Source organism: Altererythrobacter sp. Z27 (assembly GCF_052683155.1).
In genome coordinates this window covers 1,863,945-1,884,574 of sequence record NZ_JBQYMC010000001.1, presented here as the reverse complement: position 1 = coordinate 1,884,574, position 20,630 = coordinate 1,863,945, and the positions used below count along the sequence as shown (strand labels likewise).

Annotated in this window: 17 protein-coding genes; 7 read left to right on the top strand and 10 right to left on the bottom strand. The window is 64.7% G+C overall.

Annotated elements, in window-relative coordinates; genetic code table 11:
* The first annotated feature begins 69 nt into the window (after positions 1-69).
* The 3 genes from ACUJ47_RS09190 (at position 70) to ACUJ47_RS09180 (ending at position 1,700) form a co-directional block, all read left to right on the top strand.
* Positions 70-534, top strand: a complete 465-nt coding sequence (locus ACUJ47_RS09190; RefSeq protein ID WP_445538101.1) for a Dps family protein — start codon at positions 70-72, stop codon at positions 532-534.
* Positions 535-612: 78 nt separating this feature from the next.
* Positions 613-1,233 (top strand): 6-phosphogluconolactonase, encoded by a 621-nt coding sequence (locus ACUJ47_RS09185; protein WP_445538100.1) that lies wholly within the window; start codon positions 613-615, stop codon positions 1,231-1,233.
* Positions 1,221-1,700 carry an NUDIX hydrolase gene (locus ACUJ47_RS09180; protein WP_445538099.1) on the top strand — a complete coding sequence of 160 codons (480 nt, stop codon included), beginning with the start codon at positions 1,221-1,223 and terminating at the stop codon, positions 1,698-1,700. Before ACUJ47_RS09185 ends, ACUJ47_RS09180 begins: the two co-directional genes overlap by 13 nt.
* Here the strand turns inward: ACUJ47_RS09180 and dinB are convergent.
* Complete coding sequence (gene dinB / locus ACUJ47_RS09175) at positions 1,697-2,818, bottom strand: DNA polymerase IV (protein WP_445538098.1); 1,122 nt, start codon at positions 2,816-2,818, stop codon at positions 1,697-1,699. The genes ACUJ47_RS09180 and dinB overlap by 4 nt on opposite strands.
* 110 nt (positions 2,819-2,928) lie before the next feature.
* Here dinB and ACUJ47_RS09170 point away from each other — a divergent pair, with 110 nt between their 5' ends.
* Positions 2,929-4,158: a multidrug effflux MFS transporter gene (locus ACUJ47_RS09170; RefSeq protein ID WP_445538097.1), complete on the top strand. Its 1,230-nt coding sequence runs from the start codon at positions 2,929-2,931 to the stop codon at positions 4,156-4,158.
* 33 nt (positions 4,159-4,191) lie between these two features.
* Here ACUJ47_RS09170 and ACUJ47_RS09165 read toward each other — a convergent pair whose 3' ends face one another.
* The 7 genes from ACUJ47_RS09165 to crtY all read right to left on the bottom strand — a co-directional run bounded on the left by ACUJ47_RS09165 (position 4,192) and on the right by crtY (position 13,172).
* Positions 4,192-5,742: an acyl-CoA carboxylase subunit beta gene (locus tag ACUJ47_RS09165; protein WP_445538096.1), complete on the bottom strand. Its 1,551-nt coding sequence runs from the start codon at positions 5,740-5,742 to the stop codon at positions 4,192-4,194.
* Positions 5,739-6,701: an NAD-dependent epimerase/dehydratase family protein gene (locus ACUJ47_RS09160; protein WP_445538095.1), complete on the bottom strand. Its 963-nt coding sequence runs from the start codon at positions 6,699-6,701 to the stop codon at positions 5,739-5,741. The genes ACUJ47_RS09165 and ACUJ47_RS09160 overlap by 4 nt, the downstream gene beginning before the upstream one ends.
* A 118-nt stretch (positions 6,702-6,819) precedes the next feature.
* A complete protein-coding gene (locus ACUJ47_RS09155) occupies positions 6,820-8,754 on the bottom strand; it encodes an acetyl/propionyl/methylcrotonyl-CoA carboxylase subunit alpha (protein WP_445538094.1) in 1,935 nt (644 codons plus the stop codon).
* A 10-nt stretch (positions 8,755-8,764) separates the two neighbouring features.
* A complete protein-coding gene (locus ACUJ47_RS09150; RefSeq protein WP_445538093.1) occupies positions 8,765-9,712 on the bottom strand; it encodes a phytoene/squalene synthase family protein in 948 nt (315 codons plus the stop codon).
* 112 nt (positions 9,713-9,824) lie between these two features.
* Complete coding sequence (locus tag ACUJ47_RS09145; RefSeq protein ID WP_445538092.1) at positions 9,825-10,406, bottom strand: LOG family protein; 582 nt, start codon at positions 10,404-10,406, stop codon at positions 9,825-9,827.
* The gene (locus ACUJ47_RS09140; RefSeq protein WP_445538091.1) at positions 10,403-11,968 is read right to left on the bottom strand and encodes a phytoene desaturase; all 1,566 of its coding nucleotides are present in this window, start codon (positions 11,966-11,968) and stop codon (positions 10,403-10,405) included. Before ACUJ47_RS09140 ends, ACUJ47_RS09145 begins: the two co-directional genes overlap by 4 nt.
* A 10-nt stretch (positions 11,969-11,978) precedes the next feature.
* Positions 11,979-13,172 (bottom strand): lycopene beta-cyclase CrtY, encoded by a 1,194-nt coding sequence (gene crtY, locus ACUJ47_RS09135; RefSeq protein ID WP_445538090.1) that lies wholly within the window; start codon positions 13,170-13,172, stop codon positions 11,979-11,981.
* Positions 13,173-13,270: 98 nt separating this feature from the next.
* On the opposite strand from crtY, the gene ACUJ47_RS09130 reads away from it, so the two are divergent.
* Positions 13,271-14,152, top strand: a complete 882-nt coding sequence (locus ACUJ47_RS09130) for a MipA/OmpV family protein (protein WP_445538089.1) — start codon at positions 13,271-13,273, stop codon at positions 14,150-14,152.
* Positions 14,153-14,227: 75 nt separating this feature from the next.
* Here the strand turns inward: ACUJ47_RS09130 and ACUJ47_RS09125 are convergent, their stop codons facing one another.
* A complete protein-coding gene (locus ACUJ47_RS09125) occupies positions 14,228-16,297 on the bottom strand; it encodes a S9 family peptidase (RefSeq protein WP_445538088.1) in 2,070 nt (689 codons plus the stop codon).
* A 137-nt stretch (positions 16,298-16,434) separates the two neighbouring features.
* On the opposite strand from ACUJ47_RS09125, the gene ACUJ47_RS09120 reads away from it, so the two are divergent.
* Positions 16,435-17,373: an MBL fold metallo-hydrolase gene (locus ACUJ47_RS09120; RefSeq protein ID WP_445538087.1), complete on the top strand. Its 939-nt coding sequence runs from the start codon at positions 16,435-16,437 to the stop codon at positions 17,371-17,373.
* A 6-nt stretch (positions 17,374-17,379) separates the two neighbouring features.
* Here ACUJ47_RS09120 and ACUJ47_RS09115 read toward each other — a convergent pair whose 3' ends face one another.
* Positions 17,380-18,498: an NAD(P)H-dependent flavin oxidoreductase gene (locus ACUJ47_RS09115; protein ID WP_445538086.1), complete on the bottom strand. Its 1,119-nt coding sequence runs from the start codon at positions 18,496-18,498 to the stop codon at positions 17,380-17,382.
* Between the two features lie 243 nt (positions 18,499-18,741).
* Between ACUJ47_RS09115 and ACUJ47_RS09110 the strand changes: the two genes are divergently transcribed.
* Entirely contained in the window at positions 18,742-20,562 is a 1,821-nt protein-coding gene (locus ACUJ47_RS09110) for a DUF885 domain-containing protein (protein ID WP_445538085.1), read from the top strand.
* Positions 20,563-20,630 lie beyond the last annotated feature (68 nt).

Genomic DNA, 20,630 nt, shown 5'->3' with positions numbered 1-20,630 from the left:
CATCATTCCACGGGCATTCCTGCCGACGCTGCCCATATAGTGAGAGCCATCATACGGCAGGAGGTGTCCATGACTATCGAAGCAGGAAGCAACGCCAGGGCGGCGCTGGTGGGTGAACTCAACGCATTGCTCGCCGATCATTTCGCCCTGTTCGTCAAGACCAAGAGCTTTCACTGGCACGTGGCCGGCCCGCGCTTCCGCGACCTGCACTTGCTGTTCGACGAGCAGGCGCTCGAAATCCGCGACCAGATCGACCTGATCGCCGAGCGGGTGCGCAAGCTGGGCGCTGACACGCTGACTTCCACCGGTTCGATCGCGCGCACTGCGCGGGTGAAAGACCAGGACAGCACCACGCTTTCCGCCGAGGACATGGTCGCCGAATTGCGCGACGAGAATGTCGCGCTGGTCCAGCGCCTGAAGGAGCTGAAGGAACTGGCCGGCGAAGCGCGCGACAATGCTACCGAAGGGCTGATCGACGGCTGGACGGACGTGGCCGAACAGCGCGTCTGGTTCCTCACGCAGACGCTCAAGTAGTTCGCTCGCATACGAATTTGGTCCTTCGCAGCCGGTTTCTCTACTGGCCAGTCTCCGCGCGTTTGCTAGAAGCGGGCGATGGCTGATGTGACGATGATTTCCGGTGCCGATGCGGGCGCCGTTGCTGACTGGCTGGAGGCGCGGATTGCCGCGGCGCTGGCGGCGACAGCGGGACCCGTGGCGATTGCGGTGCCGGGCGGATCGACCCCTTTCCCGATCATGGAGCAGCTCGTCACGCGCGCGCTAGACTGGTCGCGAGTGGTGGTTTGGCCGGGCGACGACCGCATCGTGCCCGAGGATCACCCCGCCTCGAACACCGGCAAGATCCGCGCCTTGTTCGAGCCCGTCGGCGCGCAGGTCGTGGCGCTGTCCGAAGATGCACACCCGCCGCATTTCGCCGTGGCCTGGCTCGGCATGGGCGATGACGGGCATATCGCCTCGCTCTTCCCCAATACCGATCCACAGGTCGACGACCCGCGCATGGTGCGGCGGTTGACGCCTGACCCGCTTCCGCCTGAAGCGCCGTTCGACCGGCTCACGCTGACGATCCCGGCGCTGCTCGACAGCGACGAGCTGCTGTTCGTGATCCGCGGAGAGAGCAAGCTCAAGGTGTTCGAAGCGGCGGTGCGCGGCGAGCACGATCTGCCGGTTGCGCGGTTGCTCGGCGCGGCCAGCCGGGATGTCACATGCTTCACCTGATTATCCGCTTCGTCCCTGCGCCGGTTCATCGCGCGATCCTGCCCATGGCGTTTCGATTGCGGCACCGCTGGCGGCGTTGGCGCAAGGCGCCGCTGCGTGGCTGCATTGTAGTGCTAACGGATCTCGACGGCGCCCTACTTCTGCTGCGCCACAGCTATGGCCCCGATCACTGGTGCCTGCCCGGCGGCGGGCTCAATCGCAATGAAGACCCCGCCGAAGCCGCAATGCGCGAATTGCGCGAGGAACTCGGGATCGAACCCGCCCGGCTGAAATCGCACGGCACACTCGAAGGCGAGATTTCGGGTTCGCCCCATACGGCATATCTGTTCAGCGCGGTCGTCGACCGGCACCCGAAGCCCGACCGGCGCGAAGTGATTGAAGCGCGGTTCTTTCCGCCGCATTCGCTGCCCGAGCCTTTGGGACACGAAGCGCGACGCCAGCTCGCGGCCTGGCGCGAGCGCCGCTAGAGCAGCGAGAGCTGCGCTTCGTCGCGCGGGCGCTCTTCGCTTTCGCTATCGCGTTCGAGCTTCGACAGCGTCAGCCCCATCAGCCGGATCGGCATGGGCAGCGGCAATAGCTCGTCGAGCAGCGCGCGCCCGATCTGTGCAAATTCGCTTTTGTCGGCGACCGGTTCGTCCACGGTCTTCGCGCGGGTCACGTTCTGGAAATCGCTGTATTTCATCTTGAGCGTGACCGTGCGGCCCTTGGCCCCGGTCCGCTCTATGCTGTCCCATACGATGTCGATGATGTTGTCGAGCGTTTCGCGCAGCGCGGGCCCGGACGAGATGTCTTCGCTAAAGGTGCGCTCGCCGCCAATCGACTTGCGTTCGCGGTGTGCGCGCACCGGCCTCAGGTCGATCCCGCGCGCCGCACGGTAGAGATAATCCGCCTGGCTGCCGAAATGCTGGCGCAGGAAAGCGATGTCTTTCGCGGCGAGGTCTGCACCGGTGGCGATCCCCAGCCGGGCCATCTTCTCCGCGCCCTTGGGGCCGACCCCGTGGAAGCGCCGCACCGGCAGGCGCGCGACGAATTCCGCACCTTCGCCGGGGCGGATCACGCATAGCCCGTCGGGCTTGTTCTGGTCGCTCGCCAGCTTGGCCAGGAACTTGTTGTAGGACACGCCCGCGCTGGCGGTGAGCTGCGTCTTCGCCTTGATCTCCTGCCGGATCAGCTCGGCTATGCGCGTCGCCGAACCGATCCCGAGCAGATCGTCGGTCACGTCGAGATAGGCTTCGTCGAGGCTGAGCGGTTCGACATGCGGCGTGTGGCGCAGGAAGATTGCGCGGATCTGGCGCGAGGCCTCCTTATAGGCGTCGAAGCGGTGCCGCACGAAGATCAGGTCCGGGCACAGGCGCTGTGCAGTGACCGAGGGCATAGCGCTGCGCACGCCGAACTTGCGCGCTTCGTAGCTGGCGGCGGCCACCACCCCGCGCCCGCCCGCGCCGCCCACCGCCACCGGCTTTCCGCGCAGCTCGGGATTGTCGCGCTGTTCGACGCTGGCGAAAAAGGCATCCATGTCGACATGGATGATTTTCCTGAGGCCCATGGCCTCGCTTTCATCATCGCTTTCGTGCCGCTCGCTCATTGCGTCAGGATAGGCCCGGGCGCGGCATTTCGGAACCACGCGCAGCGAAAAGTCGTTTTGCAGCGCACAATTGGGTTTCCATTTGTCCCCGCTGCCCGCAAGGACGGGCCATGGCTTTATTCGGACATCATCGTCACCACAAACTGGGTGAGCGCGAGCTGATCGTGCTGATGGCGCTGTTGATGAGCCTGCAGGCCTTCGGCATCGATTCGATGCTGCCTGCGCTGGGCGCGATCTCGGGCGAGTTCGGCGTAACCGGCAATGAGCGGCAGTTCATCATCGGCGCCTATTTCCTCGGTTCGGGCATCGGGGCCTTCTTCCCCGGAGCCTTCGCCGACAAGTTCGGGCGGCGGCCGGTGCTGGCGCTGGGCCTGGTCGTCTATGTCGTTTTCTCGATCGCCTGCGCGCTCGTGACCTCGTTCGAATGGCTGGTCGGCCTGCGGCTGGTGCAGGGGCTGTGGTGCGCCGGGCTCAGCGTCGTTCCCGCCGCCATCGTGCGCGACCGCGTAGGCGGGGATCGCATGGCGCGGCTGATGAGCCTGATCATGATGATCTTCCTTGCCGTGCCGCTGGTGGCACCCGCGATCGGCCAGGTCATCCTCAACTTCTTCGGCTGGCGCTGGATCTTCGGGGCGATGGCGATCATGGGCACGGTGGTGGGCATCTGGGTGTGGGCGCGCCTGCCCGAATCGCTCGCGCCCGAGAACCAGCAGGACATCGAACCGCGCACTATCCTGCGCAACATGGGAACGGCGCTGATGCGGCGCGATTCGATCGGCTATGTGATCGGCAGCGCGCTGGTGTTCGGCTCGCTGTTCGGCTTCCTCAATTCGTCGCAACAGCTGATCGGCGAGCATTTCCATGCCGGGCAGAGCTTTGCGCTGATCTTCGGCGCGGCGGTGCTGGGCATGGTCGTGGCGAACTTCACCAATTCGCGCATCGTCGAAAGGTTCGGCGCGCGCCGCGTCAGCCATGCCGCGCTGCTGGTGTTCATTACAGCGGGCATCGCGCAATTCATCTCCGCCGGGCGGGCAGACCAGCAATTGTGGGAATTCGTGCCGATCCTTGCGGTGTCGATGGCGTCGCTCGGCTTCATCGGGGCGAACTTCAGTTCGATCGCGATGCAGCCCTTCTATCACATCGCGGGCGCGGCAAGCTCGGCGCAGACCAGCCTGCGCATGGTTTCGGGCGCGGTGCTCGGCAGCGCGATCGGCTTCGCCTATGACGGCACCGCGCGCCCGCTCGCTACAGCCATGCTGAGCTGCGGCCTGCTGGCGCTGGCGGTGATTCTCTATAGCGAGAAGGGCAAGCTCTTCGGCCGGCGTGTTTTGGAGAATTGAACCAAACGGTCGCGTAGCGACCGCAAGGCCGGACTAACTTTCACTCCCTAGCTTGCGCCAGGCCAGTTCGGCGAATTCGCATAGCAAGGGCCGCGTATCGCGCGGATCGATGATGTCCTCGACATTGAAGCGCTCGGCGCTGCGGAAAGGCGAAGTGACCTTGTCGAGCCGCGCCCTGATTTCCGCCAGCGTCGCTGCGGGATCGTCCGAAGCTTCGATCTCGGCTTTGTAGGCGACTTCCAGCCCGCCTGCGATGGGGAGGCTTCCCCAGTCGCCGCTCGGCCAGCAGAAACGGTATTGGTAACGTTCGGCATTGCTCATCGCGCTGCCGGCAATGCCATAGGCGCGGCGCAGCACGACCGAAGCGAGTGGCACCGTCGCCTTGTAGATCGCGTTCATCGCCTGCACGCCATAGCGGATCGTGCCCGCCATTTCGGCCTCGCGCCCGATCATGAAGCCGGGGTTGTCGACCAGGTGGACCACCGGCAGGCGGAACTGGTCGGCCAGCTTGACGAAGCGTTCGACCTTTTCGCTGGTCTTGGCTTCCCAGCTCCCGCCGAGGAAGCTCGGGTCGCTCGCGACGACCGCCACCGGCCAGCCGTCGAGCCGCGCGAGCGCGGTGATCGCGGCGCGGCCCCACATCCGGCCGATCTCGAACACCGTGCCGGTGTCGAACACCATGTCCATGCAGCGGCGCATCGAATAGACTTGCTTGGGATCGCGCGGGACGAGGCTGAGCAGGTCTTCCTCGCGCCTATGCACCGGGTCGAGGCAGTTGGAGCGGCGCGCCAGCTGGCCGACATGTTCGGGCATGAAGCTGAGGAAATGCCGCGCGCGGGCAAAGGCTTCGGCTTCGCTGCCGACTTCGTCATCGACGACGCCGTTGCGCGTGTGGATGTCGCTGCCGCCCAGCTCTTCCTTCGCCCGCTGGTGGTCTTCGGGGCCCTTGTAGCTTGCGCCCAGCCCGTCGACCACAGCGGGCCCGGCGGCGAAGATCTGCGAGAGGCCGCGCACCATGATCGAATAATGGCTGGCGACGGTGCGCGCCGCGCCAAGCCCGGCGGTGGGACCCAGCGCCAGCGCGACGACCGGCACGGTTTCGAGATTGGTCACTACGTCAGACCAGCCCGGCACCGCCGGAATATAGGTCGCGCCGATCTGCTCGAGCGTCTTGACCGAACCGCCCCCGCCGGTTCCGTCGATCATGCGGATGATGGGGAGCTTCAGCTCATGCGCCATCTTTTCCGCCTGCACCATCTTGCGGCTGATCCCGGCATCGGCCGCGCCGCCGCGAATGGTGAAATCGTCTGCCGTGGCCACCACCGGGCGGCCTTCGATCGTGGCCTTGCCGAACAGGAACGGAGCGGGGAGGACGCCGGTGAGGTTGCCTTCCGCGTTATAGGAGCCCTTGCCTGCGATCTTGCCGATCTCGCGGAAGCTGCCTTCGTCGACCAGCGCCGCCAGCCGCGCGCGGGCGTCCATCTTGCCGCGCCCGTGCTGGCGCGCGAGCTTTTCCGGCCCGCCCATCTGCTCGGCGAGCTCTTCGCGCTTCCTCAGTTCCTCAAGCTCTTGTGCCCAGGTCATGCGGAAGCCAACGCCGCCAGCCCCGCCTCCCGGCTCACCACCGGGGCATAGCCCAACTCGGCCCGCGCCTTGTCGCCCTTTAGCGTGCAGTCGCAGCTCATCACCATCGCGGCGTGGCTTGTCAGCGGCGGCTCTCCCTTGAGGCCGAAAGTTCGCCAAATGCCTTCGCTCGCGGCTCCCAGTAAGCGGGCAATCCACCCCGGGATTGACCGGTCCGGCAGGGAAAATCCTTTGGCCGCAGCCATGCCGCTCACCATCTCGCGCATGGACACTTCGCCGTCATCGAGGATGAAATAGGCTTCGCCCGGCATGCCCTTGGTCAGCGCCAGCTCAATCGCGTGCACGAGATTGGCGATGTGGGTGGTCGAGGTTACGGCCTTCCCGCCGCCGATCCAGGTCCAGTTACCTGCCTTTGCCATAGCTTCTATGGTGGGGAGCAGGGTGGTGTCGCCTGGCCCCCAGATGAAGCGCGGGCGCAGCACGATGGTTTCGAAAGGCGGCGCGTTGGCCGCGCGAACCGCCGCTTCCGCCTGCGCCTTGGTCGCGCAATAAGGGAAGGGCGAGTTGGGACAGAGCGGATAGGACTCGTCGGCGCCCCTGATATCCTGGCCGTAAACGATGGCGGCTTCGGTGCCGATGTGGATGAAGCGTTTGATCCCTGCGGCGCGTGCGGCTTCGAGCAATACGTGCGTGCCGAGTACATTGAAGCGGTACCACGCATCCTCCGGCCCCCAGGCTTCAACATAGGCGGCAGAATGGATCACCGCATCGCACCCGGCGAGATGCTCGGCAGTGACGTTCTCAAGGTCGCATCGCACCGGCTCGCCGCCTGCAGTGCGGATTGCGGCATCGGACTTTTCGGAGCGAGACATGGCGCGCACAAGGTGTCCCTGCGCGGTCAGGTGGCGGGTCGCTGCCCCTCCAACAAAGCCCGATGCGCCGGTGATGAAGATGTTCAAAGTTCGCTCTCCTTAAGCCGTCATGCTGAATTCGTTTCAGCTTCCAATCTTCGGCCTTGAATTGCGGTGCATGGGGCGAAATGGACCCTGAAACAAGTTCAGGGTGACAGGCAGGATATCAACCCTCTTCGGCTGGCTCCACTACGCATAGTAATGCTTCGACCTGAACCTGCGCGCCGCGGGCGGTGGCAAGGTCGCGCACCACGCCGTCGAAGGGCGCGGTGAGGGCGTGCTCCATCTTCATGGCCTCGAGCACCATCAGCCGCTGCCCGGCCTTGACCTCGTCGCCATTCATCACATCGACCGCGATGACCTTGCCCGGCATGGGGGCAAGGATGTCGCCATCGTGGGCGGAGTGGGAGCCGCCACTATCGTTACGGGCCTCGCTGAACAGTCCCGACCAGCCTTCGTAATCGTACGCGAAAATCCCATTCGGCTTGAGACGCGCAATAGGCAAATCCCAAATCGTGCGGTCGCTCAATTCGACGTCGTGGACGTCCGCTCCATGTTTCACTCTGACGGTCACCGGTTTTGGCGCGGCATTCAATCGGAAGCCAGCAAATCGGATCTGCAGCCGTTCGTCGAGATCGAGCGTTTCACTAGCTTGCGAACCGTTCGCTCGTTCTGCAATCAGACGGCCCGCCGCTTCTAGAACATCAGCCGGAGGTGTGGTGCTTGGAATGAGCGTATCGAGATTGCGCTCGATAAAGCCGGTATCCAATCGCTCGGCCCGGAAATCCTCTGCGAGAACGAGGTTACGCAAAAAGCCAGCGTTCCACTTGACCGGATAGCACAGCGCGTGGCCGAGCTTCGTTGCCAGCGCTTCGATTGCCTCCTCGCGGGTGTTACGATGCGCGATCAATTTCGCAATCATCGGGTCGTAAAATGGCGTAACTTCTGAGCCTTCTTCGACGCCGGTATCAACGCGATTAGGCCCATCGCGCCGATTGGTGCGAGGGAGGGCGAAATCTTCGAGCACACCGATGCTCGGCAGGAACCCCTTCGCCGGGTCTTCAGCATAGAGCCGCGCTTCGATGGCCCAGCCGTTGATACTCAGCTCATCCTGCTTGAGCGGGATCGGCTCGCCGCTCGCTACACGCAATTGCCATTCGACCAGATCGACCCCGGTGATCTCCTCGGTCACCGGGTGTTCGACCTGAAGCCGCGTGTTCATTTCCATGAAGAAGATGCGGTCGGCGCGCAGGCCCTCGCTGGCGTCGGCGATGAATTCGATGGTGCCCGCGCCCTCGTAATCGACCGCCTTGGCGGCGCGCACGGCGGCGGCGCAGATTGCCTCGCGCGTGGCCTCGTCCATGCCGGGGGCGGGGGCTTCCTCGATCACTTTCTGGTGGCGACGCTGCAATGAGCAGTCGCGTTCGAACAAATGGACGACGTTGCCGTGGCTGTCGCCGAACACCTGCACCTCGATATGGCGCGGTGAGGTGATCCACTTTTCCAGCAGAACTTCGTCATTGCCGAAGCTGGCCTTGGCCTCGCGCCGGCAGCTTTCGAGCGCGGCCTCGAAGTCGGCTGGGGCATCGACCTTGCGCATCCCCTTGCCGCCGCCGCCCGCGACGGCCTTGATCAGCACTGGATAGCCGATCGCATCGGCCTCTTTGGTGAGGCGTTCGACCGACTGGTCCTCGCCCTCATAGCCCGGCGTCACCGGCACACCCGCCGCGCGCATCAGCTTCTTGGCCGCATCCTTCAGTCCCATCGCTTCGATACTCGAAGGCTTCGGCCCGACCCAGATCAGCCCGGCGTCGATCACCGCCTGCGCGAATCCTGCGTTCTCCGACAGGAAGCCATAGCCGGGATGCACCGCATCCGCCCCGGTCGCTTTGGCCGCGGCGATGATCTTTGCGCCGACGAGGTAGGACTCGGCCGCAGGCGACGGCCCGATATGCACCGCCTCGTCGGCTTGCCGGACATGCAGCGCCTTGGCATCGGCATCCGAATAGACCGCGACCGTGGCGATCCCCATCGCGCGCGCGGTGCGGATAATGCGGCAGGCGATCTCGCCGCGATTGGCGATCAGGAGCTTTGAAATCATGTGCGCAGCGCTACGCGCTGGCTGCGTTCTCCGCAAGATCGCTGCGCCGCCAGCGCGGCTCGTTACCGAGCACCGGGGGGCGGTTCACCAGCGCTTCGCCGAAAGCCATTGCCGCGTGGCCGATCTTCTGCGCCTTCGAGGTGTAGACGCGGCGGTCCCACGCCGCCGGTCCCATGGCCAGCACTTCGCGCCCGATCGCGGTGTAGATCCGCGCGGCGGAAAGGATAGCCCAGCGGCAGCGGAACGGCAGGCGCGCTGCGCCCACGCGCGAAGAAGCCGCATGCACTTCCATCCGCCGCACCAGCCGCGCGGCCATGTCAGCCAGTTCGCGGCGGTGGTGTGGCTTGGTGTGCTGGCCGGGCTCGATATCCTCTTCGACCAGCCATTCGACCGGGAGGTAGCAGCGGTCCGCCGCGTCATCCTCCACCACATCGCGCGCGATATTGGCGAGCTGGAAGGCAAGCCCGAGGTCGCAGGCGCGATCGAGCGTATCTGCATCCTCACGCTTCACGCCCATCACCAGCGCCATCATCACGCCCACCGCGCCCGCGACATGCCAGCAATAGCGCATCAAATCGGCTTCGGAGCGCGGGCGCCAATCCTCGGCATCGAGTTCGAACCCCGCGATCACGGCCTCGGCATCTTCCATCGTCAGCCCGCATTCGCTGGCGACCTGGCCGAAAGCATCGAAAGCCGGGTCGCCGGTCGGCTCGCCCTTGAGCGCCCGTGCCGTCAAGGCGCGCAGCTTCTCGACCTTCTGCGCGATCTGCGACTGGTCGCCCAGCGCACCGCCCATATCCTGCGCATCGGCAAGGTCGTCACACCGGCGGCACCAGGCGTAAAGCATCCACACCCGCTCGCGGGTGGTGCGGTCGAACAAGCGGCTGGCAGCGGAGAAGCTTTTCGAACCGCGTTTGATCGCCAGCCGGCTCTGCTCGACGAGTTCGCTTCTTTTCATTACCTGACCGCGCCGCCCGCGCCCTCCACCCTTCCACCCGGATGATAACCCGGCAGGCTCCGGGTGGAAGGGTGGAGGGCGCGGGCGGGCAAGGTTCCGAAGTAAAAAAAGCTCACAAATCGTCGGCTTTCATACGGAAGATCGGAGTGTGCGGCTCGTAAGCGACCATCTTGTCGAGCAAATCGCCCATGCTGTCCGAATGGATCAGAATGTTCTGGTGCGCCTCGCGTACGAAGCCGACCTCGACCATCTTCGAATTGAAGGCGATGAGGTGATCATAGAAGCCGAAGGCGTTGAGCAGGCCGACCGGTTTGGAGTGATAGCCGAGCTGCGCCCAGCTCATCGCTTCCCACAGCTCGTCCATCGTGCCGACCCCGCCGGGGATGGTGATGAAACCGTCCGACAAATCGGTGAAGCGCTGCTTGCGCTCGTGCATGCCCGAAACGGTGAACAGCTCGGTGCAGTCATGGTTGGCGACTTCGGTGTTGAACAGCGCTTCCGGGATCACGCCGATCACTTCGCCGCCCGCTTCCAGCGCGCCGCGCGCCACCGCGCCCATCAGGCCCAGTCGCCCGCCGCCATAGACGACGCCGATCTCGCGCAAGGCGAGTGAGCGCCCCACTTCATGGGCGAGTTCGATATAGCGGGGATCCTGCGGCGTGGCGGAGCCGCAATAGACTGCAAGGCGATTCATGCGGAGGTCTTTACCGCCAAGTCTTCCAGCATCAAGCCCGCGGTTGCCTTAGCGCTGCCGACCACGCCGGGAATGCCCGCGCCGGGATGCGTGCCCGCGCCGACGAGGTAGAAATTCTCGATCGCGTCGTCGCGATTGTGCCCGCGCAAGTACGCGCTTTGCCACAGCACCGGCTCGAGGCTGAAGGCGCTGCCGAGATGGGCGTGAAGGTCATGCGCGAAATCCTTCGGCGCATAATGGAACTTGGTCACGATCCGGTCATGGATGTCGGGGATCAGCCGCCGCCCGATCTCGTCGAGGATGCGCTTTTCGAGCACCGGGCCGATCTCGTCCCAATCGACCGCCAGCTTGCCCATATGCGCCACTGGCACCAGCGCGTAGAAGGTGCTCTTGCCCTTGGGCGCCATGCCGGGATCGGTCACGGTCGGGTGGTGCAAATAGATCGAGAAATCCTGCGGCAGCACGCCGAGATCATAGATGTCGTCGAGCAGGCCTTTGTAGCGCGGCCCGAACAGGATCATGTGGTGCGGAATGCCCGGCCAGGTGCCTTCGAGCCCGAAATGGACCACGAACAGGCTGGGGCTGAATCTCTTCTTCGACAGCGATTGGGCATAATCGTGCCCGCGCTTCGTCCCGCTCAGCAGGTTGCGATAGGAATGGACGATGTCGGCATTCGAAGCGACCGCGTCGAACCGTTCGCGCCAGCCGCTGGCGGTTTCGACTTCGCTCGCGCGGCTGCCGAAAGTGTGCACCTGCACCACCGGGTCGCCGAGCCGCATGGTGCCGCCGAGCCGCTCGAAATGGCGCACCATCCCCGCGATCAGGCGATTGGTGCCGCCGCGCGTCCACCACACGCCGCCATCCTTCTCAAGCTTGTGGATCAGCGCATAGATCGCGCTGGTGGTCATCGGATTGCCGCCGACCAGCAGCGTGTGGAAGCTCAGCGCCTCGCGCAGCTTCTCGCTCTTCACGAAGCTCGAAACCATCGAATAGACGCTGCGCCAGGCCTGCTTCTTCACCAGCGCGGGCGCAGCCTTCAGCATCGATTTGAAATCGAGGAATGGCACGGTGCCGAGCTTGAGATAGCCTTCCCGGTAAACGCCCTCCGAATATTCGAGGAAGCGCTGGTAACCGGCGATGTCTTCCGGATTAAGCTTGGCGATTTCGGCGTTGAGCGAGGCTTCGTCGTTCGAATAGTCGAAATTGGTCCCGTCGGGCCAGTTGAGCCGGTAGAACGGCATCACCGGCATCAGCTCGACGTCTTCGGCCATGTCGTGCCCGGTCAGGTCCCACAGCTCGCGCAGGCAATCCGGATCGGTCACCACGGTCGGCCCGGCATCGAAAGTGAAGCCGTCCTTCTCCCAGAAATAGGCGCGTCCGCCGGGCTTGTCGCGCGCTTCGACCACAGTGGTGGCGATGCCCGCCGATTGCAGCCGGATCGCCAGCGCCATGCCGCCGAAGCCCGATCCGATCACGCAGGCGCTGCGCCCTTCGTAACGCGCCGGATCGATTGCCTGCTGCTTTCGCAGTGGCGGCGTGGTGGGCAGGGTCGGCGCGGTCATCTCATTCCCTTCATGCCAGCGGTTTGCCCTTGCCGGCAAGTGCGCGGATCGCGCGCGGGATCGATACGGGCGGCTTGCCGATCAGGATGCGCAGCCGGTCAGGCAGCGTCGAATGGCAGGCATAGAAGCGTTCGACCAGCCCTTCGGGAAGGCCGTAGAACCGCTCGAAAATGTCCACGCGGCGTTCGGGCTTGGCTGCCTGGAACAGCATCCGGCCGAGCGCGCGGTAGATGCCGGTCTTGCGCCAATGCGCCTGCGCGCGCTGTTTGCAGAAGCGCGCCATCTCGGTCCCGGCAAGATCGCCCTGCGCCGCGATCGCCAGCGCGTTCTCGACCGCGATCGGGAGAGTGTAGCTGGTGAGCGGATGCGAGAAGCCGCCGCGCGCACCCGCCAAGGCGACGCCGGGCGTGCCAACCGAAGCGAGATAGGCGGTGAAATCGCCCCCGGTGATCACCGGCAGGACGCCGGTTTCAATGCCCGCCGGAACCCCTTCGCTCCAGCCATGGCTTGCAGCATATTGATCCAGCCGGGCCGAAAGCAGGCCACGGTCGAGCGCGGACCCGTCGGCGTAATAGGTATCCTCAACGAAGATTTCCTGCGCGGCGAGCGGCAGGATATAGACGAAGCGATAGGCCGCGCCATTGCCCGCCGGAGCGAGCTGCTCGACCTTCGCATCCATGATCACCGGGCGCGAAATCCCGTGCGCTTCGCCCAGCTTGAGGTGCCGCCCCATGAACACTTGCCATCCGCCGGAAAGATGCGGCGAAGGCACGAAGTCGCGGCAGTCGATCACCGCCCGCGCGGCGATGCGCTCGCCGCTTTCGAGTGTCACGCCACCGGCATCGAGCGTGGCGACGGGGGCATCCAGCCTTATCGTGTCCGGCGGAAGCAGCCGTTTGAGCCCGCTGTCGAAATCTGCGCTGGCCAGCGAGCGATAGCCCGCCGCAAGCGTACGGCGACGGGCGGGGAAGGCGACGTCATAGCCATTGTCCCAATCCACCTTGCGGAAGGGAGCGAGCAGCGCTTCGCCTTCGGGGGAAAGGTCGCTCGAAAACCAGCTCCAGCGATGATTGCCGCCCAACACCGGGCCGCGCTCGATCAGCTGAAGCCGCAACTCGGGGTGAGCGCGGTGCAGCGCGAGCGCGATCAGGCCGCCGGCCAGCCCGCCGCCCACAATCGCCACATCGGTCATGCGCCCGCTCATTGCATCTGCGGCACTAGGGCAGGCGGGCGAGCGGGGCAATTGGCTTGCTTCCGCCGAAGGGGTTGACGGGGGAAGGTCGTGGTCCCCAAACTGTGTGGATGGCAAAGGGAAAAGCCTTGTTGAAAGCGCAGATCGCGATCGGGGCCGCCCTTGCCATGTTGGCGGCTCCGCTGGCCGCGAAGGAGGAGGACGGCCGAGGGGAAGCCGTGGAAACGGGCCGCGAGAATGCGTTCGCGGGCGATTGGCTGACTCTTGGCGTCGGGCTTGGCTTTTCGGCCAGTTACAGCGGTTCCGACGATTACGTGCTGACTCCGGTGCCGATCGTCCAGGGGCGGCTGGGCGGTATCGGCATTAGCCCGCGCGCTGCCGGGGTTTCGCTCGACGTCACGCGGCAGGCGCGCGGTGGCCCCGATTTCGCGATCGGCCCGTCGGTGCGCTTCCGCGGCGATCGCAATGGCCGGATCAAGGACGATGTGGTGAAAGCGGCGGGCAAGCTCGACAACGCTTTCGAACTGGGGCTCGGGGTGGGCTACAGCCTTCCCGGCGTCATCCTCAAAGCTGACCGGGTGAGTTTCGGTCTCGATACGCGTTGGGATGTCGCCGGCGCGCATGGCGGAATGGTGCTCGAACCCGGGGTGACTTATTTCACGCCGCTCTCGCGCGGCATGATCGCGTCGCTCTCGCTCAATGGGCAGATCGTCGATGACGATTTCGCTGGCTATTACTATTCGGTCAGCCCGGCTCAGAGCGCGGCCAGCGGCCTGCCGGAATTCACCGCAAAGGGTGGGCTCAACAGCCTTGGCGCAACGCTGCTGCTGGGGTTCGATCTCGATGGCAATGCGCGCAATGGCGGGCTGAGCCTGATCACCATTACCGGCTATTCGCGGCTGGTCGGCGATGCGGCGGACACGCCCTTCACAGCCGAGCGCGGCAGTGCGGACCAGTTCTTTGGCGCAGTGGGCCTGGGCTACACGTTCTAGCTCTCTACCGGGCGCAAAAGGCAAAAGGGGGCGCCGTTCGGCACCCCCTTCGCATCTCCGATTGTCGCAGGGCGATCAGTTGGTGCTATCGTCCTTGCTGGCAGGCTTCGCGCCCTTGGCGCCGTCGGCCAATTGCGGGCGCGGCCCCGGCATCGCTGCCTTGCGGTCGCCCGTCTTGAGGTAGGTGTCGAACCACTGCATCATCCGCAGATTGTAGTCGTAGCGGCTGGCAGCCAGGCGGTTGCCATGGCCTTCGCCCGGATAGAGCACCAGCCGCACCGGTGTGCCGGGCTTGCGGGTCTTGATGTGACGATAGAGCTCGTAGCTCTGCGTCGGCGAAACGCGCGTGTCGTCTTCGCCATGCATGATCAGCAGCGGGGTTTCCGCCTTGTCGACATGGGTGATGGGGCTGCGCTCCATCAAATGATCCCATTCTTCCCACGGCCACTTGCGTTCGTGGACGAGGTACATTTCGTTGGGAATGTCGGTAGTGCCGAACTTGCTGACATTGTTCGAAATGCCCACGAACATCACGCCGGCGGCGAATTCGCTCGAATAGTAGGTCGAGCTCCAGGCGGTCGCGAAGCCGCCATAGGAACCGCCGGTCACGCCCACCCGCTTGGGATCGGTCACGCCCATCACCACCAATGCGCGCTTGCCGTCGACCAGATCGTCGAATTCCTTGCCCGCATAGTCGCCCTGGTGCTGCTTGGAGAAGGCCGTGCCATAGGCGGTGGAGCCGCGATAATTTGGCAGGAACACGGCATAGCCCTTCGCCGCGGCGACCTGGCCGGGGTTGGAATAGCCCGTCTGCCAGCCGTTCGATTCATGCGCTTCGGGGCCGCCATGCACGTCGAAGATCGTGGGGGCGCCCTTGCGCTGCTTTTCGCCCAGCGGCTCGATCAGGATCCCTTCGATCTGCTGGCCGTCGCGCGCGGTATAGGTGATGGTGCGTTGCGGCGCGAAGGTGATTTCGCTCAGCCACGGGTTGTGATTGGTCCAGCGCTGGAAAGCCCCGTCGTTCAGCACGAACAGTTCGGTCGGGTGCGCCGGGCTGTCGGCGGCTACGACGAGCTTGTTGCCTGCGGCTTCGACGCGGGTCAGGATCAATGCGCCCGGATCATGCTCGTGATCCACGCTGCCATCGGCTTTGTACACCCTGAGCGTGCTCTGCGCGCCGACATGCACCACGGTGGCAAGCCGCCCGTCGGGCAGCCATTCGGCATCGACCGTCGCTTCGGGCGCGCCGGCGTTGATGGCGCGGAACTCGCCGGTCGCCACGTCTGCGAGATGCAGCGTAGTGGCGGCGGGATCGTTCGCGTCGATCGCTGCGACGAGGGCCAGTTGCTTGCCGTCAGGCGAGATCTCGACATCGTCCAGCTTGCCGGGGGTCTTCACCACGGCGCGGACCGCTCCGGTCGCGAGATCGATGACATGCACCCGCTTCGAAGTGTATTCATCGTCGATCAGCGGGCTGGGCGCGCTTTCGACGATGCCGGTCGCGCCATCGGGGCCGATCTTGAACGCGCTGACATAGCCCGGCACCGGGATTTCGCGCGGCTTTGCGTCCACTTCTTCGCCCACCGTCGCGGCGAACAGGCGGTTGAGCCGTGCCTCTTCCTCATAGACCTTGGCGTTGAAGCCGCCCTTGCGCTGTGCGGCGCGCTGCTTGTCTTCCTCACCGCCTGCCAGCAGGTAGAGCGTGCCGCCATCGGGCGCCCAGGCATAGGAGGACACACTGCTGTCCTTGATCGCGGCGAGCTTGCGATAGGCGCCGCCATCGACCGGCACGCCCCATACGGCGCGCTTTTCGTCATCCTTGGCCCAGACGAAGCTGACCATCAGGCCATCGGGCGAGAATTGCACGCCCGAAGGGCTGACGTCCGCCGGGAGGTAGGCGCGCGCCATGTCCGGGCCCCAGGCGAGCTTGAGCTCCTGCTTGGCCGAGCCATTGTCCTCGCCTTCGGTCACGTCGGGCATGCGGCTGGTGGTGAAGGCCACGCGCGAGCCGTCGGGCGATACCGCGATTGCGCCGACGCTCTCGAGCTTTGCGACATCCTCGGGCGTCATCGGGCGGGCGGCAGCAGTGGCCGCGATCGAGACAGAAGTGAAAAGCGTTGCAGCAGCAAATGCCAAGCGTTTCATGCGAATATTTTTCCCTCGTGTTTGACTGTTACGCGTCTGATAGCGGCTGGTCCGGTAATAGCAAAGCGGGCAGCGCGGTCTCGGCCCCTTGTGCCAATAATGCAGAAAGCGCATCACGGGTCCCGAAGGGGAGGAAAATGCGCGAATTTACGGGAGCGATGGTGGCCGCCGCGGCTCTCATGGCCAGTCCTGCCATGGCCGAACAGGCGCCGATGTGCCAGCGCGAGCTGGCGGTGCTCGGCGCGGGGCAGGATGCCGGTGCCCCGCAGATCGGCAATGGCGACGACGGAAAGCCGCGCCTGTTGCCGAGCTCGCTCGCGCTGATCGATCGTGCATCGGGCAAGCGCTATTTGTTCGACGCGACCCCGGCGATCACCGAGCAACTGGCGATGCTTGATGCGATCGAGCCACCAAAGGCCGGGCTGGGGATCGACGGGATCTTCCTCACCCATGCGCATATCGGCCATTACCTTGGCCTCGCCTGGCTCGGGCGCGAAGCGGCGGGCGCGCAGGACGTTCCCGTCTACGCCATGCCGCGCATGGAGCAGTTCCTGAAGACGAACGGCCCGTGGAGCCAGCTGGTCCAGCTAGGCAACATCCGGATCGAACCGCTCGATCATGGCGGCGACGTGCTGCTGGCAGACGATCTGGCCGTGGTCTCGATCCGGGTGCCGCATCGCGACGAATATTCGGAGACGGTCGGATTCTATGCCTCGGTCATGGGCGGGCGCGGCTTCCTCTACCTGCCCGATATCGACAGCTGGGAGCGGTGGAAGGAAACCGAAGGGATCGACTGGAAACTGCTGGTGATGGCGAACGACCATGTCTTCATCGATGCGACCTTCTGGGACGACAACGAGCTTCCGGGCCGCGACATGTCCGAAATCCCGCATCCGCGCGTCAAGGCGACGATGGACCAGTTGCAGCAGCTACCCGCCGACCAGCGCGCCAAAGTCCATTTCATCCATTACAACCACACCAATCCGATCCGCGATCCCGCGAGCGCTGAGAGCCGCGAAGTCACCGAGCGCGGCTTCGGCGTGGCGCGCGAAGGCGACCGCTTCTGTCTCGATTGAGCCGACCTATTCCATCGCGGCGGCGAGGTTCTCATACCCCGCGACGAAATCTTCCTTGAACTGCTGCACCACCTGGCCTGACGAAGTCACTTCGCGCACCAGCCCCACGCCCTGGCCCACCCAGTAGGAGCACAGCTCCTGCGCCTTGGGGTTGCCGTTCACCGCCGCCTTGTCGATCGCGCGCAGCACCGGCTCGCTCAGCGTGCTCATCAGCGGCATGGGCAGCGCGGGCAGCCCCGCTTCCTCCCACATGGCGTGCCATCCGCTGCGCAGCTGGCGGCTGAATTTGCCGGTGCGGTGCTTGCTGCGGATCGTGTCGCGGCTGGTCGCCTGCACCATCTTTTCGCGGAACACTTCATGCGTTTCGGCCTCGGTCGTGGCGAGCCACACGCTGCCGCACCATACGCCCGCCGCGCCCATCGCCATCATGCCCGCCATCTGCTTGCCGTTCATGATCCCGCCTGCGGCCAGCACGGGAATATCCGCGCCCGCATCCTCGATCGCCTGCAGCACTTCAGGGATCAGAACGACGGTCGCGACATCGCCGCAATGCCCGCCGCCTTCGCCGCCCTGCGCCACGATGATGTCGACCCCGGCGTCGATCTGCTTCATCGCATGTTCCTTGGCGCCCACCAGCGCGGCGACCGGGATGCCGTATTTCTTGCCGGCCTCGATCATCGCGGGCGGGGCGGTGCCCAGCGCATTGGCGATCAGCCGGACCGGGTGGTTGAAGCTGACTTCGAGCAATTCCTGCCCCAGCGAAGTGTTGGGCCGCTGCGACCCGCCGACCAGGTTGGCGGCATCCTCGCCGATCCCCGCCTCGCGCAGCACCTTGCGCGTGAAATCGCGATAGGGCGCAGGAATCGCGGCAACGATCTGGTCCGCCGTCACGCTCATGTCCACCGCCTGCACTTCGGGGATCAGCACGTCGACGCCATAGGGCTTGCCGTCGATATGGTCGTCGATCCAGCGCAGCTCGGTTTCGAGCTGCTCGGGCGTGTAGCTGACCGCGCCCAGCACGCCGAAGCCGCCCGCGCGGCTCACCGCAGCCACCACGTCGCGGCAATGCGAGAAGGCGAACAGCGGGAATTCGCATCCCACCATCTCGGTCATACGGAACGGCATCGGGTCTCTCCTCTTGGTTTCGGGAGGTGATAATCGATTATGCCGCAGGCGCTACCTGACACAATTGACCTGTACTTCGCCGGGCCTTGCCCAGGCCCTGCGCCAATGCCATTCGTCGATGCAGCGCGTCGCTTGGCAGAGCGGCGCATGTCAGCGCTTCGCATGACGCCTAGCAGGCGCAACACTACCGTCCTCGTGTATTATAACAGCAATACATATCCAGAACCGATCAGGAGCTCCCGCATGAAGCTTATTCGCACCGCCTTGCTCGCCACCGCGCTTGCCCTTCCCGCCGCGCCCGTGCTGGCCGAACAGAATGGCGACGCATCCGCTGCCGCTGCGCCTGCCGCCCAGCAGGCCGAGCATGACAAGCTGTTCAAGCTGTTCGCCGAATCCGACGAGCGCAGCCTCGATCTCAACCCGGTCGGGCGCCTGTTCCGCGGCGACACGAAGAATGCGGGTCGTTTGGGCGATTACCTCACCGATGCGCATTTCCTTGCCGTCCGCACCGACATCCAGCTCAATCTGGCTCTGCTGGCGCTGGTCGATCGCAGCAAGCTGAGCGAGACCGACCAGCTGGCCTATGACGTGTTCAAATATACGCAGGAGCAGGACCTTCGCGCGAGCAGCGACGAAATCCGCGCGCTCACCGAAGTGCGCCCGGTCAACCACTTCAGCGGCTTCCACACCTTCTATCCCAATTTCGCCAGCGGCAAGAGTGTGGCTCCGTTTAAGACGATCGAGAATTACGAAGACAACCTCACCCGGCATGACGATTACATCGCGGTCACAGACCGTGCGATCGCCCGTTTCCGCGAAGGCATGAAGTCGGGCGTGGTCGAAACCAAGCTGACCATCGGCAATGTCATCGCCCAGCTCGACACGCAGCTCGCCATCCCGGTTGCGGAATCGCAGTTCATGGGGCCGGTGGGCATGTTCCCCGAGGATTTCTCGGCTGAAGACAAGGCCCGCCTGACTGCGGCCTATGAGGCCAAGACGAATGAGATCAACGCGGTCCACGAACGCCTGCGTGACTTCCTGCGCGACGAGTACCTGCCGGTTGCGCGCGAACAGGTCGGCCTCAGCCAGATGAAGGGCGGCGACAAGCTCTATGCCATGCTGATCGAGCAGACCACCACGCTGCCGCTCACCGCCGACTACATCCACAACCTCGGCCTGTCCGAGGTTTCGCGGATTAAGGGCGAGCTCGAGAAGCTGAAGAAGGAAGTCGGCTTCAAGGGAACGCTGAACGAGTTTTTCGACTACGTGCGCACTGACGCGAAGTTCAAGCCGAAGAGCCGCGAAGCGCTGACGCAGAGCTATTATGACATCGGCAAGGAAGTCGACGCGAAGATCGGCGACTATTTCTCGCTGCTGCCCAAGACCCCGCTCAAGATCGAGCCGTATGATCCTTCGATCGAACAGTTCAGCGCGGGCGGTTCCTATCGCCAGGGTTCGCCGGACGGATCGCGCCCCGGGACGTTCTATTTCAACGCCTATGATTTGCCGAGCCGCCTGACGACCGGCAATGTCACGCTCTACCTGCACGAAGGCGCGCCGGGCCACCACTTCCAGATCAGCCTGGCGCAGGAGAATGCCGACCTTCCCGCCTTCATGCGCTTTGGCGGCACCACCTCCTTCATCGAAGGCTGGGGGCTCTATGCCGAGACGCTCGGCTATGAAATGGGCTTCTTCAAGGACCCATGGAACCGCTACGGCACGCTGCAGGACGAACAGATGCGCGCGATGCGCCTCGTCGTCGACACCGGCCTCCACGCCAAGGGCTGGAGCCGCGAGCAGGCGATCGACTACATGCTGGCGAACAGCGGCATGACCCGCACTGAAGTCGTGTCCGAAGTCGAACGCTACATCGCGATCCCCAGCCAGGCGCTGGCCTACAAGATCGGCGCGCTCAAGATCCAGGAACTGCGCCAGCGCGCGCAGAAGGAACTGGGCAAGAAGTTCGACATCAAGGAATTCCACGCCCAGGTGCTGAACACCGGCGGCCTGCCGCTGGCGGTGCTCGAACAGAAGATCGATCGCTGGATCGCCAGCCAGAAGTAATTCCGGCTTCACCAGCGTCGCAATCAGGCAGGGCCGGTGCTCACTCCAGAGCGCCGGCCCTTGCTGTG